The 15644-nt window shown below is 70.8% G+C and carries 15 protein-coding genes; 5 read left to right on the top strand and 10 right to left on the bottom strand.

Translation table 11 applies throughout. The annotated features are described in order from the left end of the window. Nucleotides 1-35: 35 nt before the first annotated feature. The 10 genes from OEB96_RS29165 to OEB96_RS29120 form a co-directional block, all read right to left on the bottom strand. Nucleotides 36-1427: a cystathionine beta-synthase gene (locus tag OEB96_RS29165; RefSeq protein WP_266220049.1), complete on the bottom strand. Its 1392-nt coding sequence runs from the start codon at nucleotides 1425-1427 to the stop codon at nucleotides 36-38. A gap of 126 nt (nucleotides 1428-1553) precedes the next feature. After that, on the bottom strand, nucleotides 1554-2378 hold the full coding sequence (locus OEB96_RS29160; RefSeq protein WP_266220048.1) for a hypothetical protein: 825 nt from the start codon (nucleotides 2376-2378) through the stop codon (nucleotides 1554-1556). A 90-nt stretch (nucleotides 2379-2468) separates the two neighbouring features. Then, complete coding sequence (locus tag OEB96_RS29155; protein WP_266220047.1) at nucleotides 2469-3431, bottom strand: UbiA-like polyprenyltransferase; 963 nt, start codon at nucleotides 3429-3431, stop codon at nucleotides 2469-2471. Then, nucleotides 3428-5416 carry a cyclic dehypoxanthinyl futalosine synthase gene (mqnC, locus tag OEB96_RS29150; protein ID WP_266220046.1) on the bottom strand — a complete coding sequence of 663 codons (1989 nt, stop codon included), beginning with the start codon at nucleotides 5414-5416 and terminating at the stop codon, nucleotides 3428-3430. Before mqnC ends, OEB96_RS29155 begins: the two co-directional genes overlap by 4 nt. Nucleotides 5417-5438: 22 nt before the next feature. Beyond that, nucleotides 5439-6620, bottom strand: coding sequence for an aminofutalosine synthase MqnE (gene mqnE / locus OEB96_RS29145; protein ID WP_266220045.1), 1182 nt, complete (start codon nucleotides 6618-6620; stop codon nucleotides 5439-5441). 50 nt (nucleotides 6621-6670) lie between these two features. Beyond that, the gene (locus OEB96_RS29140; RefSeq protein WP_266220044.1) at nucleotides 6671-7324 is read right to left on the bottom strand and encodes a hypothetical protein; all 654 of its coding nucleotides are present in this window, start codon (nucleotides 7322-7324) and stop codon (nucleotides 6671-6673) included. Then, nucleotides 7321-7962, bottom strand: a complete 642-nt coding sequence (locus OEB96_RS29135) for a UbiX family flavin prenyltransferase (RefSeq protein WP_266220043.1) — start codon at nucleotides 7960-7962, stop codon at nucleotides 7321-7323. Before OEB96_RS29135 ends, OEB96_RS29140 begins: the two co-directional genes overlap by 4 nt. Beyond that, a complete protein-coding gene (locus OEB96_RS29130; RefSeq protein ID WP_266220042.1) occupies nucleotides 7959-8744 on the bottom strand; it encodes a ubiquinone/menaquinone biosynthesis methyltransferase in 786 nt (261 codons plus the stop codon). Before OEB96_RS29130 ends, OEB96_RS29135 begins: the two co-directional genes overlap by 4 nt. A 13-nt stretch (nucleotides 8745-8757) precedes the next feature. After that, nucleotides 8758-9753: a polyprenyl synthetase family protein gene (locus OEB96_RS29125; RefSeq protein WP_266220041.1), complete on the bottom strand. Its 996-nt coding sequence runs from the start codon at nucleotides 9751-9753 to the stop codon at nucleotides 8758-8760. A gap of 49 nt (nucleotides 9754-9802) precedes the next feature. Beyond that, nucleotides 9803-10480, bottom strand: coding sequence for a GbsR/MarR family transcriptional regulator (locus OEB96_RS29120; RefSeq protein ID WP_266220040.1), 678 nt, complete (start codon nucleotides 10478-10480; stop codon nucleotides 9803-9805). Between the two features lie 180 nt (nucleotides 10481-10660). Between OEB96_RS29120 and OEB96_RS29115 the strand changes: the two genes are divergently transcribed. The 5 genes from OEB96_RS29115 (at nucleotide 10661) to OEB96_RS29095 (ending at nucleotide 15613) form a co-directional block, all read left to right on the top strand. Beyond that, entirely contained in the window at nucleotides 10661-12130 is a 1470-nt protein-coding gene (locus OEB96_RS29115) for a S1C family serine protease (protein ID WP_266220039.1), read from the top strand. A 9-nt stretch (nucleotides 12131-12139) separates the two neighbouring features. Beyond that, nucleotides 12140-12922, top strand: a complete 783-nt coding sequence (locus OEB96_RS29110) for a hypothetical protein (protein WP_266220038.1) — start codon at nucleotides 12140-12142, stop codon at nucleotides 12920-12922. Between the two features lie 159 nt (nucleotides 12923-13081). Continuing rightward, complete coding sequence (locus OEB96_RS29105) at nucleotides 13082-13327, top strand: hypothetical protein (RefSeq protein ID WP_266220037.1); 246 nt, start codon at nucleotides 13082-13084, stop codon at nucleotides 13325-13327. Beyond that, a complete protein-coding gene (locus tag OEB96_RS29100; RefSeq protein ID WP_266220036.1) occupies nucleotides 13327-13713 on the top strand; it encodes a type II toxin-antitoxin system VapC family toxin in 387 nt (128 codons plus the stop codon). The genes OEB96_RS29105 and OEB96_RS29100 overlap by 1 nt, the downstream gene beginning before the upstream one ends. A gap of 64 nt (nucleotides 13714-13777) precedes the next feature. Continuing rightward, the gene (locus OEB96_RS29095) at nucleotides 13778-15613 is read left to right on the top strand and encodes a UbiD family decarboxylase (protein WP_266220035.1); all 1836 of its coding nucleotides are present in this window, start codon (nucleotides 13778-13780) and stop codon (nucleotides 15611-15613) included. Nucleotides 15614-15644 lie beyond the last annotated feature (31 nt).

The following is a 15644-nucleotide window of genomic DNA, read 5'->3' as shown; positions in this document are numbered from 1 at the left end:
GGCGTGACGGGGCGGGAATGGGAGGGGGAGCGAGGCTAGCTCCGCTTGCTCTGCGAGAGGTAGTCGATGAGATCGATCTTGGTGAGGATGCCGACCGCCTTGTCGTTGTCGACCACGAGCACCACCTTGGCGTCGTTGAAGATGTGCTTGAGCAGCGCCAGGCGGGTGTGCGGGGTGACGGTGGCGTAGTCCGACGAGATCAGCTGCTCGAGCCTGGTCTCGGGATCGCCGTCGTTCTCGACGAGGTGATTGAGCAGGTCGAGCTCGGAGACCACGCCGCAGTGCCGGCCGCGGTCGTCGAGCACGGGGAGCTGGCTGATGCCGTGCTCCTTGAGGATGCGGACCGCCTCGCGCACGGTGCTGCCGGCCTCGATGGTGAGCAGCCGCCCCTGCTTGGACTTGAGCACGTGGGCGACCGTGCCCTCGGTGTCGTCGTCGCTGAGGAAGCCGTTGCTGCGCATCCACTCGTCGTTGAAGATCTTCGACAGGTACTTCTGGGCGCTGTCGGGGAGCAGCACGAGCAGGCGCTTGGGCTCGCGCAGCTGCTTGGCGTACTTGATGGCCCCCACCACCGCGGCGCCGCACGACCCGCCGCAGAAGATGCCCTCGCGCCGCACCAGCTCGCGGGTCATCAGGAAGCACTCGCGATCGTCGACCTGGACCACGTCGTCGAGGATGTCGAGGTTCATGGTCGAGGGCAGGAAGTCCTCGCCGATGCCCTCCACGTAGTAGGAGAACGCCTTGGTCAGGCGGCCCGTCTTGACGTATTCATAGTAGAGCGAGCCGATCGGGTCGACGCCCACGATCTTGATCTCGGGGTTGTGCTCCTTGAAGTAGCGCCCGCACCCGGACAGCGTGCCGCCGGTGCCCATGCCGCTGACGAAGGCGTCGAACTGGCCCCCCGTCTGCTCCCAGATCTCGGGGGCGGTGCTCACGTAGTGCGCCTCGGGGTTGGCGGGGTTGTGGTACTGGTTGGCGTAGAAGGCCCCCGGGGTCTCCTCGACGATCTTGCGCGCCACCGAGTAGTAGCTGCGCGGATCGGAGGGCTCGACCGCGGTGGGGCAGATCACCACCTTGGCCCCGTAGGCCCGCAGCGCGTCGACCTTCTCGCTCGACATCTTGTCGGGCATCACGAAGATGCACTTGTAGCCGCGGATCGCCGCCACCATGGCCAGGCCGGCGCCGGTGTTGCCCGAGGTGGCCTCGATGATGGTGCCGCCGGGGCCGAGCATGCCGCGCTCCTCGGCGTCGCGGATGATGTTCAGGCCCACGCGGTCCTTCATGGAGCCCGCGGGGTTGACGTACTCGAGCTTGACGTAGATCTCGGACTCGATGCCCTCGGTGACCCGATTGAGGCGAACGATGGGGGTGTGGCCGATCGCCTGGGTGAGGTCGGCGACGGCGCCCTGCATCAGCGGCTTGCTCATGGATCCTCCCGGAGGGCCGCACGGTCGCGGCGCGGCCGGGCGAAGGATTACCACAGCGCTCGCGCGTCTACGGGCCCCTCGGGGGGGCCGCCAGGCCTGGTTGCGCCCGCGGGACCGAAAGGAGACTCACGCACGGCGCTTTCGCTCGCGACGCCGTTCCGCTCGCTCTTGCTCGCGCTCGCGAGACTTGTGGCCGTCGCCGAAGTACCAGCCGAAGTTGATCCCGGAGAAGAACCGCCAGCTGCGTTGATCGAGCTCGTAGTGCTGGATGTGGCTCTTGAGCCCGCCGAGCCGCACCGCGAACGACAGCGCGCCGCGATCGACCCGCGTGGTGTAGGACAGCTCGACCCGCACCGCGTGGTTGGCGGTGATGATGGGCTGTCCCAGGCCCCCGCGGGTGTTGCTGATGAGGTCCTTGACGGCCGGGAACGGGTGCAGGTAGCCGTAGCCCAGCGCGGCGCCGATGGCGTTGCCCTGGTAGCCGCCGAAGATCTGCGGGTGTACCACCGCGGGCATCGACTCGAGCGTGTTGGCCGGGTTGGCGCCCAGGGCCAGGCTGGGGCGCAGCATGAAGTACTTGAGCAGCTGGACCTGATAGGCGAAGTCGAGCTGGATCGGCAGGTAGTGGAAGCGCTGCACGTAGCCGGACTCGTCCTGGGCGGCGGAGAGCCGCACGTAGTCCATCTGCAGGCCCAGCCGAAAGCGGTGGGTCCGGGGCGCCTTGCGCTTGCGGGGGTCCTCGACGCCGGGGCCGAGCTCGGAGGGGGCGAAGGCATCGGCCGCTTCGACCCCCGCTTCGACCATGGCCGCCGGTACGAGCGGGGGATCCTCGGCGGCGATCGTGGTCGGCTCGGATGCGAGCGCGGTGCTCGGTGACACGCTCGGTGCGGCCGTGGCGGTGAGCCCGAGCGCGAGCCCGAAACGGGTGGAGAGGACCACACGGCGCCGCACGCCCAGAGCATGGCATGGAAAGGTTCGGGCGCGAAGCCAAACCACCCCAATCCTTCCCGTGCGTGGCGGTCGGGTCCGGGGCTCGGGCGGTCAGAGCACCAGCACGTCGACTGCGACCGCGGCGAGGTAGGCCAGGGCCACGTAGCCGTTGAGGTCGAAGAACGCCTTGTCGAGGCGGCGCAGGTCGCCCGGGCGCACGATCCAGTGCTCGTGGACGAGGATCGTGGCGATGAGCAGCAGGCCGCACAGGTGCACCCAGGAAAGGCCCGTGACGGGTCCCGCCACCACGTGCAGAGCGCCGAGCGCCGCCATGGTGCCCACGTGGAGCAAGGCCGAGATCACGAGCGCGCCGCGGACCCCGAAGCGCACCGGGATCGAGTGCAGCCCGTGCGCGCGATCGAACGACTCGTCGGCGAGGCTGTAGAGCACGTCGAAGCCGGCGACCCAGGTGGCCACCGCCAGCATCAGCGGCACCGGGATCCACCATCCCGAGAGTCCGCCGGTGATCGCCACGAACGCTCCGCCGGGCGCGAGCGCGAGCGCGAGGCCGAGGAACAGGTGGCTTGCCCACGAGAACCGCTTGAACAGGCTGTAGGCCAGCACGATCACCAGGCACGGGACGGACAGCACGGCGGGCACGGGGCCCAGGGCCACCGCCGCGCCCACGAACACCGCGGCGCAGAGCACGGTGAACAGCGCGGCGGCCCGTACCGAGATGACCCCGGCCGGAATCTCGCGATCGGCGGTGCGGGGGTTCGCGGCATCGAAGCGGCGATCGGCGATGCGGTTCCACCCCATGGCCGCCGCGCGGGCTCCGGCGAACGCGAGCACCAACAGGCAAAGCCGCCCCCATGTCAGGCCCTCGCCGCCATGGGCCACCGCGTAGCGATCGGCCAGCATGGCCGCGGCCAGGGCAAACGGCAGGCCGAACACGGTGTGGCCGAGCTTGACCAGCCGGGAGAAGGCGCGAGCGTCGTGCCAGACCCCAGGAGAAGGGGCGGGGGGGGAGGAGCCGGGGGGCGGGGGGGCGAGGGCGTTGGCTTCGGCGCTCACTGGGCCGCCTCCGGCAGCCAGTCGTACTGCATGTTGCGGCGGCGGGGTGAGAAGCCGGCGGCGCGGATGTGGTGCTCGATCTGCTCGGCGGTGAGCATGAAGTGGGCGCCCGCCTGCGAGACCACGTTCTCCTCGATCATCACCGAGCCGAAGTCGTTGGCGCCCATGCGCAGGGCGACCTCGCCGATCTCGGGGCCGAGCGTGGGCCACGAGACCTGCAGGTTGGGGATGTTGTCGAGGTAGAGCCGGGCGAGCGCCTGGACTCGCAGGTAGCGCCATGGACTGGTGTCGTCGCGCAGCTTGAGCCGGGTGCCCTCGGCCTGGAACGGCCACACGATGAAGGCGGTGAACTGGCCGTGGTGCTCGCCGTGCGCTCGCCTGCGGGCGAGCGCCTCGTCTTGCAGGGCGCGCAGGCGGTGCAGGTGCACCAGCGTGTGCTCGGCGGTCTCCTGGAACCCGAACACCATGGTGCAGGTGGTCTTCATGCCCAGCACGTGGGCCTGCCGCATGACCTCGAGCCACTCGTCGGTGGTGTTCTTGAACGGCGAGATCCGGTTGCGGACCTCGTCGTGCAGGATCTCGGCGCCGCCGCCGGGCAGCGAGTCCATGCCGGCCGCGCGCAGCCGCTGCAGCACCTGCGCGACGGACAGATCCTCGAGGTGGGCGATGTGGATGATCTCGGTGGGCGACAGCGCGTGCAGGCGCAGGCTGAAATTCTGCTTGGTCCAGCGAAACAGGTCCTCGTACCACTCGAGCCGAAGGTCGGGGTTGAGGCCGCCCTGCAGGAGGATCTGGACCCCACCCAGGGCCTCGGTCTCGCGGAACTTCTGGGCCAGGACCTCCTTGGAGTGCACGTAGCCCTCCTGCAGCTTGCGGGTGGGCGGCACGTAGAAGTTGCAGAACTTGCAGCGCGCGGTGCAGACGTTGGTGTAGTTGACGTTGCGATCGATGATGTAGGTGACGACCCCCTCGGGGTGCAGCGCGGCGCGACGCTGGTCGGCGGCATGGCCCAGGGCGAGGGTGTCGGCTTGCTCGTAGAGGAAGATGCCCTCGTGGAGGTGCAGGCGCTCGCCCGCGGCCGCGCGCTGCAGCAGCGCGTCGACGCGCAAGGGGGCACGCGCGCGGCGGGCCGCGGCGACGCCTTCGTGCTCGCGGGCGGCGAAGCGCACGTGCACGTCACCCGCGTCGTGCAGGTGGAGCTCGTGGCTGCGGGCGATGTACTCCACCAGGCCCTCGCGCTCCCACGAGTCGAGCCGGTAGCGGATCGTGCGGCGCAGGTAGTTGGCGTAGAACGCCTCGTCCTGCGCGGGCAGGCCGGCGGCCAGGCGCTGCTCGCAGTAACGCCGGGCCAGGGGCTCGGCCTGTCCGATCCCGCGGTCGCGCGCAGCATGCAAGGCCCGGACGTGGGCCTCGGTGAGCCGGCCGGGGCGCGCGGCCCAGAACGCGAACACCATGGGCAGGCCGGTCAGCGCGAGCCAGCGCGCGCCGAGGTCGATGTGGTGGGCGAAGCGTCCGGGCAGCTCGAATGCGGCATCGCCGATCACGAGCGCGGCCTCGGTGCCGCGCACCCGGCTCGCACCCTGGCCGTGGGGGGCGGGCACGAGCTCGGGCTCGAGGCCCTCGGTGGTCAGCAGCGTGCGCAGCAGCAGCACCGAGCTGCGCGAGGCGGCGTCGAGGTGGATCCGCGTGACCTCGGGAAGCGGGACCTCGGACACCACGACCACCGTCTGCACCGCGCCGCGGGCCGCGATCCCCACCTCGGGCACCACTTCCCACTCGGGATGCTCGAGGTACGAGGCGACCGGTACGAGCGCCACGTCGCACTCGCCCGCGGCCAGGCGGCGGGCGCACTCGGAGGGCAGGGCCTCCTCGACCGAGAACAGCGGCTCGCCGTCCTCGTCGAGCGGCGGGCGCTCGAGCAATGGCTGGTAGAGCGGCCAGGCGTTGAGGAAGGTGACGGCGCACAGGCGCAGCGGCGTTGCCATGGTGAGGAGTCCTTCTCGCGAGCTAGAGCACGCTCAGCTCGACGCGCTTTCGATGGCGGGAGTAGGGCACGCTGGCCTCGACGCGGATCCCGGGCAGCGGCCGTCCGTCGTCCTCCCAGCGCACCTCGTAGAGGGTGTCGCGCTCGACCGCACGGCGACCGGCCTCGCGGATCAGTCGGATGAGCCCGGTGCGGGTCATGACCTGCGGCGTGTCGGCGCCGGCCATGTGGTAGATCTTCTCCTCCTGCACGGTGCCGTCGAGGTCGTCCACGCCGAAGCTCTGGGCGATCTGGGCCGTGTCGAGGCCGATCATGATCCAGTAGGCCTTGATGTGCGGGATGTTGTGCAGCATCAGGCGGCCCACCGCGTAGGTCCGCAGGCTGTCGACCCCGGTGGGGCGGGGCAGCTTGTCCAGGCGATTGCCGTCGGGGTGGAACGCCAGCGGGATGAACGTCTGAAAGCCCCCCGTCTCGTCTTGTAGGGCGCGCAGGCGCAGCATGTGATCGACGCGCTCCTCGAGCGTCTCGACGGTGCCGTAGAGCATGGTGCAGTTGCTGCGCAGGCCCATGCGATGGGCGGTGCGGTGGACCTCGAGCCACTGCTCGGCGGTGGCCTTGTCGCGGCAGATCTTGCGACGCACGCGATCGGCGAAGATCTCGGCCCCGCCGCCGGGGAGGCTGCCGAGGCCCGCGTCGACCAGCTCGCGCAGCGCCTGCGCGTAGGACTTGCCGTACTTCTCGGCGAAGAAGTGGATCTCGACCGCGGTGAACGCCTTGAGGTGGATGTCGGGGCGCAGCTCCTTGAGCACGCGCAGCGTGTCCGTGTACCAGCTCCACGGCACCCCGCCGTGCAGGCCGCTGACGATGTGGATCTCGGTGACGGGCTGGTCCTTGCGCTCCACCAGCTTGCCGCGGATCTCGTCGAGGCTCATGGTGTAGGCCTGGGGCATCCCCGGCTGCAGGCGGGCGAACGAGCAGAACTGACAGTCCGCCTCGCACACGTTGGTGGGGTTGATGTGGAAGTTGATGTTGAAGTAGGTGCGGTCGCCGTGGAGGCGCTCGCGGACCTCGTTGGCGAGGGCGCCCACCGCCAGCAGATCGGGGTAGCGGTAGAGGAACACCCCGTCGTCGAACGCAAGCGGCTCGCCGGCGCGGACCTTGTCGGCAACGGTGCGGAAGCGGGCGGAGTCGGTGGCTGGGCTCATGGCTGGGCTCGTGGCTGGGCTCGTGGCTGGGGCTCGGGTCGTCGATGGGCTCACGCGGCCTGCGGTCGAAGGCCGAGGTGGCGGACCAGCGTGGCAAGGCCGGCGGCGGTGGTCTCGTCGGGCCGAGTCACGCCGGCCAGGGGGAGGAGGCGATCGGGCGCGATGGGGCCGCCGAGGGTGTCGGCACCAAAGCCCACCGCGAGCTGGGCCAGCCGGATGCCGAGCAGATCGTGGCGGGCCTCCACGTGGATCGCGTCGGGGAGCAGGAGGCGCGCCGTGGCGATGCACCACAGGCGGTGGGTTCCGCCAGGGGTGGGCGAGCAGGGGGCGATCGAGAGCCCGGAGGGCACGGTCGCGAGCGCACGCAGCCGGCGCAGCCAGGCCACCCAGCGCGCTCGGTCCTCGGGGGTGGCGGCGATCTGGAGCACGAGCCGATCACCGGGTACGAGCGCGGAGGGCTCGGGCCACGACGCGAGCGCCACGAGGGTCTCGGTCTCGGCGCCGTCGGTGCGCAGCCGGACGGCTCCGGTCGGAGGCATGGGCGCGGGTTGGGCCAAGACCGGCCGGATCCACACGTGGTCGCCGAACGCTCGGCGTCGTGCCGCCGCGGCGAGCTGGCCGAGCACGGCGGGCTGGTCGAACAGGTCCTCGGGATCGAGACCGGTGGGATCGAAGCGGTCGGTCTCGGCTGCGTCGTGAGTCATGGGTCGTCTCCCCAGCGCTCGATGAGGGGCAGGCGCAGGCCGGCGCGGTCCAGCGCGCGGACCACCACGGTGTCGACCGCCTGCTCGAGGGTGGTCACGTGCCCGTAGAACGAGGGCACGGCGGGCAGCACGATGGCGCCGGCCTCGGTGGCCGCGACCATGTTGCGCAGGTGGACCAGCGACAGCGGTGTCTCGCGCACCACCAGGATCAGCGGTCGGCGTTCCTTGAGTGCGACCTCGCAGGCGCGGGCGATGAGATCGGTGCCGCCGCCGTTGGCCACCCGCGCCAGCGTGCTCATCGAGCACGGCATGGCGATCACCGCGTCGGGGGCGTTGCTGCCCGAGGCGAACGGGGCCCGAAAGTCCATGCGATCCCAGCGACGCACGCCGAGGTCGGGCGAGGGGCCGCCAAAGTCGGCCGGCATCGGCTCGCCCAGCTCCTGCGCCCACACCTGCGGGGCGTTGTGCGAGGCGACCACGTCGACGCGAAGCCCGGGGCGCGCGGGTGCTCCCGGCCCGGTCCCGGCTCTGGCGGCGGCCAGCAGCTGCAGCAGGCGGCGCGCGTAGATCGAGCCGCTCGCTCCCGTGATGCACACGACCAGCCGCTGGGCTTCGCCGGGGCGCTCGGTCGCGCTCATGGTGCGGGCTCTCCTGCGGGGTCGTCACGGGTGGCGCTCACGCGCCAGGCCATGCCGAGCGTCAGGGCCTCGGTCCGGACGTCGACGAAGCCATGCGTGCGCAGCAGCTCGGCGTAGGACTCCACCGTGGCGAATTGGCCGATGCTGCGCGGCAAGTAGGTGTAGGCGTCCCAGTCGCGCGTGGCCAGCCAGCCGACCACGGGCAGCACGGTGCGGTTGTAGAGCGCGTGCATCACTCGGGGGACCACGCGGGTGGGGCGGAAGAACTCGAGCACCACCAGGCGCCCTCCCGGTCGCAGGCAGCGGGCTTGCTCGGCGGTGGCGCGCTGCAGATCGGAGACGTTGCGCATGCCGAAGGCGCAGAAGATTCCATCGAGGCTGGTCGAGGGCTCGGGCAGGTGATGGGCGTCCATCACCCGCGGGGTGATCCGATCGGCGGCGGGGCCCAGCAGCTTGTGGGTGCCGCCGGCGAGCATCTGCTCGCTGAAGTCGCCGGCGACGACGTCGGCCTCGGGGAATTGGCGGTGGATCTCGATGCTGCTGTCCATGGTGCCTGCGCACAGGTCGAGCAGGCGCGCGGGGCCGGGGCCGTGCGACGGAGTCTCGCCCCGCAGCTCGGCCACCGCCGCGCGGCGCCAGCGGGCATCGATGCCCAGGCTCATCCAACGATTGGCGCGGTCGTAGCCGTGCGCGATGCGGCCGAACATGCGCTGGACCCGATGACCGTGCTCGTCGATGGCCTGGACGGTCGGGCGAGCGGGGTTGGAGTCGGTCATGGTCATGGTCGCGGTCCTCCTAGAGCGAGCGATGCACCACGTAGTACGCGGCGCCGACCAGGGCGTCGTGGGCGGGGGAGGGGGGCAGCACGTGCAGCGCTCGCACGGCATGGTCGACGTGCTCGCGCGCGACCGCCAGCGCGCGCTCGGGGGCGCCGCCGTCCTGGATCCGCGGCAGCAGCCGCCCCACGGTGGCCTCGTCGACGGGCGGGCCCGCCTCGAGCAGCGCGCGCAGCTCGTCGCGCAGCTCCGGATCGTGCTCGCACGCGAGGATGAGGGGCAGGGTCATCTTGCCCTCGCGAAGATCCTGGCCGGGGTCCTTGCCGGCGTGGCCGGGGGTACGCCCGTGGCCGGCGGCAGGACGGACGTCGAGCACGTCGTCGACGATCTGGAACGCGTGGCCGAGCTGGTGACCGAAGCGGCGCAGCGGCTCGACCAGGCGCGGCGCCACCAGGCCGGCCACCGAGGCACACCATGCGATGAGCGCGGCGGTCTTGCGATCGATGACGCGCCGATAGTGCTCGCGATCGAGCTGGAAGCACCCCGCCCCGTGCAGCTGGGCCACCTCGCCCTCGGCCATGCGGGTGACGCAGTCGGCGAGGCTGCGCACCGCCACGTCGCGGCCGGTGTAGGCCACCGCCTGCAGCGCGCGGGCCAGGCAGTAGTCGCCCGACAGCACGGCCATGCCGTTGCCAAAGCCCATGCGGGCGGCCGGGCGGCCTCGGCGGAATTCGCCCTCGTCGATCACGTCGTCGTGCAGCAGGGTGGCGGTGTGCAGGAGCTCGCCCACCGCGGCCACGGTGAGCCGCTCGGGCTCCTCGAAGCCCGCGGCTTCGGCCGCGAGCAGGGTGAGCAGGGGACGAAAGCGCTTGCCGCCGGCAAACGCCACGTGACCGGCCACCTCGGGGATCACCGTGATCTCGGACGCGAGCAGCTCCGCGAAGTGGCGCTCGGTCGTGGCCAGATCGTCGGCCACCAGCCGCAGCGCCTGCTCGATGAGCGCCGCGGCGCCCATGCGCGGGGCGACCAGGTCGGCACTCGGGGGCGGCGAGGAAAGGGACAGCTCAGGAGCCGATTCGGACATTCTGATCCCAGTTGCGCAGCATCGCCGGGAACCGCGTGGTGCCCCGGGCGATGCGGGTGATGAGGCCGTGAACGGGACGACGGGCCACGAACGCGTCGAGGAAGCTGCGGCCGAGCTTGAAGAAGCCCAGCAGCAGCTCGACGCGGCCGAGCGCGAAGCGAATGCGTGGTGAGCCGAGCGGAGCTCCGGCCAGCAGCTCGATGGCCTGTCCGACGCGGCGAATGGCGTCGTTGACCTGGGCGCGCTCGCGACGGCGGAACACGTTGGTGATGAGCTTCCACATGTCCGTCTCGGCCACGTAGAGCCGGCCCTGGCGGTGGACCACGCCCCAGTCGAGGAGCGACGCGAGGGTCATGCTGGTCGAGCCCGCGCTGATCCCCAGCCGGTCGCGGATGGTCCCGTGGTCGAGCGGCTCGGGGCTGAGGAACAGCAGCCCGAAGATGCGGCCCTGGGTGCGGGTGAAGCCCCAGAAGGCGGCGATGTTGCCGAACACCTCCGCGATCTCGTCCTGGGCGATCCGCAGGCGTCGCTCGACGTCGACCTCGCCGGGGCTCGGTGCTTCGAGCGAGTCCGGTGCGCCGGACGCGGCCTCGGAGGCCTCGACCTCGCGCTGATAGCGCTCGAGGGGACTGGGCGGATCCTTGTCGGTCGGGTTCATCTGGGAATGAACGTTCGGTTCAAATTGAAATGAACCGCAAGCCCCGTGCTGGGTTCCTACTCCGCACAGGGGGCACTGTCAAACCGAATTCTCGAGTTCACGGGCGCGCCGCCGGGGTTCGCCGGGTTCATCGCTCGCGAACGGGCCCGACCCCGGAGGGCCTGGTAGGATCGGCGATCGATGGCGCCTGGTCCCGAGCCCCGTCCCCCCAGTCCGCTGTGGCTCGCCGCCGGCACGGGCCTGGTGGGCGTGAGCCTGGGGGCCGCGGCCGTGATGATGGGATGGCAGGCGGGGGTGCGTCATCCCCACGATCCCGTGGTGCTGGCCGATGTGGCCGAGCCGTCCCGTCCGCTGGTCGAGCCGGCCCCCAGCTCGACGGCCCCCGAGAGCGCGGCTTCCACGCTGGTCGAAGCGGTGGCGGCCACCCGGGATGCGGTGGTCAACCTGGGGACCGCGGGCACCTTGGGTGCGGGGGTCATCGTCGATCCTCGGGGGATCGTCGTGACCAACTACCACGTCATCGCCGATGCGTTGGTGGCTCGGCCGGATCCACGGGGACTCGCCCCCACTCCGGCCGTGATCGCACGCTTCGAGAATGGTCGCGAGCTGCCGGCCACGGTGCTGGTGGCCGATCGCGAGGAGGACCTGGCGATCCTGCGCCTGCAATCGCCCACCGAGGGCGAGCGCTTTGCTGCGGTGACCCTGGGCGACTCGTCCTCGCTCGAGGTGGGGCAGGAGGTGTTTGCCATCGGCAATCCGTTCGGCCTGAACCACAGCGTCTCACGCGGGATCGTGGCGGGGCTCGATCGCACCGAGGTGATCCAGGGGCGCAACCTCCCGCTGATCCAGCTCGATGCTTCGATCAACGTGGGCAACTCGGGTGGACCCCTGTTCGATCTCGAGGGATCGCTGATGGGCATCGTGACCATGCGTCGCAAGGACGCGCTGGGCATCGCGTTCGCGGTGCCGGTGGATCACGTGCGGGGCTTTTTGCGGGCGGTCAGCGATCCCGAGGCGCCGCGGCGCTCGGGGGCGATCGGCATCGAGATCCGCGGACGCTCGGCCGCACGCCCGGAGGATGCGGCAGGGGGCTACACCGCGTGGCTCGAGGTCTTGCGGGTGTTCGACGACGGCCCGGCCGCACGGGCGGGGCTGCGGACTGGCGATCGCGTGGTGGAGATCCGCGGCAAGCGGCTGGATGGACTGGCCGTGGAGTCCGATGCCGGCGACGTGCTGGGCCTGCACCTGGTGTCCGCCGTGCGCTCGCTGTTCCCCGGCGAGCGGCTGGCCCTCACCCTGGTGCGCGGGCAGGCCGTGCAGCAGGTCGAGGTGGAGGTGGGCGCTGCCCCCTCCGATCGGCAGGTGGACATCGACGCCGAGGAACTGCTGGGGTTGGGGCTGCGCCCGGGCTCGCTCGAGGTCGCCTCCCTGCCTCCGGGATCGCCGTTCATGGAGCTGGGCCGCGCCGTGGTGGGGATGCAGGTCGCCCGGGTGATGGGACGCTCGGTCACATCGGCGGACGACCTCGGAGGCGAGCTGGTCCAGCTTCGCGAGCTGCTGCGCCAGGGCCACGGCCCCTTGATGGTGCCGGTGGAGCTGCGCCCGAGCGATGGTTCGAGTCTGATCTTCCGCTTCGTCCTGGTACAGTAGGCGCCATCCGTGATCGTGCGTGGGCGAGCAATCGAGGGGCTCTCGTTGGCGGTACTGTGGCTCGGAGGCGGCTGCGGCGACGACGTGGAGGCCGTCCCGAACACCGCCGCGGTCGTGCCGGTGGTGATCGAGCGGGACGCCGAGGCCACGCCATCGGGCGACCCGCTGCTCGATCGAGCGCGTCGGGGCATTCGCGACGGCGCGTTGCCCGACGATCTGCAGGAGCAGGTGCTGCAGTCCTCGGATCCCGCCCACGCCCGGGCGCAGAGGATCCTGCTGGCGATGGCCGAGCCGCCCGCGGGGCCGGCGAGCGGAGGCGATGCGGGGGCGATGGAACAGCCGCCGCCGCTCTTGCCCCCCTCGGACCCGGGCCGCGTGCCCGAGCCGCTGCCGCGCGTCGAGGGCGGTGGCAACGATGACGCCAAGGACGGGAGCAGGGCACGACCCACGCCGACGCAACCCTCGCCGTCGCGGGGGGCCGCATCGCTCGGGAAGCTCGCGTTGCGGTCCACCGCCAAGGGGGCGGTGCTCACCATCGCCGCACCGTCGTCGCTGGTGGTGGGCGTGGCCAACCAGCCTGCGAGCGGTCTGGTGCGGCTGGTGATCGAGTCGGCCAAGGCGGGCGGGGCGGTGCTCGCAGCGCGCCCACGGGTCGAAGGCGCCGAGGTCACCGGGGTGCGTCAGGGGCAGGACACGGTGCAGATCACCATCCAGCTCGATCCCGGCTGGACGCTGGGGTCGGTGCAGCCATTCTCGGGCGGGGCCAAGGTGAACCTGCGGGCACCACCGTGACCCAATGCGTGGTCACCCTGGATGGTGTACGGTGACCACGCCATGAGTGGTGGCAAGTACGGACGACCCCCGACGTCGGATGATCCTCGCGGTGAGGCTGTGCGGCTCGGGCTCTCGGAAGCTCGAGAGGATCCTGGCGGGTACCAAGACCGCATCGCGATGCTCGAGGAGCGGATCGCTTCCTTGAGGAGAGAACTCGCCGAGGCCGAAGCCACCCTGGCGATTGCCGTGGCCGAACGGGATTACCAACGCCAACGGCTCGGCCGGGCCCAAGAGCGCACGGAGCCGCGACCCTACACCGGGCCTGCGGTTTCACGTTGGCGCCGCCGTCCGGGAGGCGGTCCGCGCGGGATCCGAGTCCACGACGATTTCGATGAGCCGCTTCCCGAGTTCGAAGACTACTGATGCGTTTGTTGCTGGACACCTGTGCCCTGCTGTGGCTCGTGGATGACGTCGAGCGGCTGTCCGCCAGGGCACGGCAACTACTCGACGACGAGACCCACGAGGTCTTCGTCAGCGTGGTGTCCTACTGGGAGGTCGTGCTCAAGGTCCATCGAGGACGTCTCGAGCTCCCATGCCCCCCGAAGGCTTGGTTCGACGCCGCGGTGGACCGCGACGCAATCCTGTCCATCGAGGCGGCTGACGTGACCGAACTCTGTGCCCTCCAAGCGGGTCGGGGGCACAAGGACCCGTTCGATCGCATGCTCGTCGCCACGGCGCGTCGACGTGGCTTGACCATCGTCACCGCCGATGCCGCCTTCGTCGAGTACGACGTCGCCGTGGTGTGGTAGGGACGGACCGACCGGGGTATAGCGCTCGCCGAGGCTCGTGCTATGCGTTGTCGGCGTCCACCCCATGGCCTACCGCAGCCTTCGCCAGTGCATCGATGATCTCGAGCGACACCGTCACCTCGTCCGCGTCGCACAGCCCGTCGATCCCCACCTCGAGCTGGCGGCGATCCAGCGGCGGCTCTATGCGGCGGGTGGCCCGGCCGTGTTGTTCGAGCGCGTGCACGGCAGCCCGTTCCCCGCGGTGAGCAACCTTTACGGCACGATGGAGCGGGGGCGCTTCATCTTCCGCGACACGCTGGCGCGGGTGCGGCAGGCGATCGAGCTGCGGGCCGATCCGGTGGCGGCGCTGCGCCGACCGTGGCGCTATCTGAGCGCGCCGCTGACCGGACTGCGCTCGCTGCCCATGCGGGTGAGCGGCGGTCCGGTGCTGGCCCATCGCACCACCGTGTCCCAGCTGCCCGGGATCGTCTCGTGGCCGCGTGATGGCGGGCCGTTCATCACCCTGCCGCAGGTGCTCACGCGACGTCCCGGCGGTCGCGGGATCATGGACTCCAACCTCGGCATGTACCGCGTGCAGCTGGCGGGCAACGACTACGAGCGCGACGTGGAGGTCGGGCTGCACTATCAGATCCATCGTGGGATCGGGGTCCACCACGCTGCGGCGCGTGATCGGAGCGAGCCGCTGCGGGTCAGCGTGTTCGTGGGAGGTCCGCCGGCGCATGCGTTTGCGGCGGTGATGCCCATGCCCGAGGGCATGAGCGAGCTGGTCATGGCGGGCATGCTCGCCGGGCGTCGCTTTCGCTGGGCCGAGGTCGACGGACACGTGGTCTCCACCGATGCCGACTTTTGTTTGGTGGGGAGGATCGATCCCACGAGGACCAAGCCGGAGGGGCCATTCGGCGACCATCTGGGCTACTACAGCCTGGTTCACGACTTTCCGGTGATGGAGGTCGAGGCGGTCTACCACCGCGAAGGGGCGATCTGGCCGTTCACGGTGGTGGGACGCCCGCCGCAGGAGGACACCACCTTTGGGGCGCTGATCCACGAGCTGACCGCGCCGATGGTCCCGGTGGAGATTCCGGGCCTGGTTGCCATGCACGCGGTCGATGCCGCGGGGGTCCATCCGCTGATGCTGGCCCTGGGCAGCGAGCGCTACGTGCCGTATCGGCCGCGGCAGCCGCAGGAGCTGTTGACGCTGGCCAACGCGATCCTCGGGTTCAACCAGGCGTCGCTGGCCAAGTACCTGGTGATCGCCGCGCACGAGGACGAGCCCGCGCTCGCGCTTCACGACGAGGCCGCATTCCTGCGGCACGTGCTGCGGCGCTTCGATCCCCGTCGCGACCTGCACTTCCACACGCGCACGACCATCGACACGCTCGACTACTCGGGTACCGGGCTCAACGCGGGGTCGAAGCTGGTGATCGCAGCGGCGGGAGAGATCGTGCGCGAGCTGGGGACGGAGACTCCGGCCGACCTGCCGCTGCCCGAGGGCTTTGGTCCGGTGAGGCTGGTGATGCCGGGGGTGTTGGCGGTGCAGGGGCCCGAATGGGATGGGAGCGGAGAGGCCGTGGCGGCCGGGCTGGGTGCGGCGCTCGAGGGAAGCGCGCTGCATGGGCTCGACACCCGCTGGCCCTTGGTGGTGCTCTGCGACGATGCCGACATGGTCGCGCGATCGCTGGCCAACTTCTTGTGGGTCACGTTCACGCGCAGCAATCCCGCGCACGATGTGCACGGGGTGGGGGCGTTCGTGGAACACAAGCACTGGGGGTGCCACGGCGCGGTGATCGTGGATGCGCGCAGCAAGGCCCACCATGCGCCCGCACTCGAGGAGGACCCGGAGGTCACGCGGCGGGTGGAGGCGCTCGCGGGACCGGGAGGACCGCTGCACGGGCTGTTCTAGCTCGATCCCTCCAGGGGGGTGCGCGATGATG

The organism is Paraliomyxa miuraensis, assembly GCF_026337845.1.
Classification (GTDB): Bacteria; Myxococcota_A; Polyangia; order Nannocystales; family Nannocystaceae; genus Paraliomyxa; species Paraliomyxa miuraensis.
This window is presented reverse-complemented; position numbering and strand designations above follow the sequence as displayed.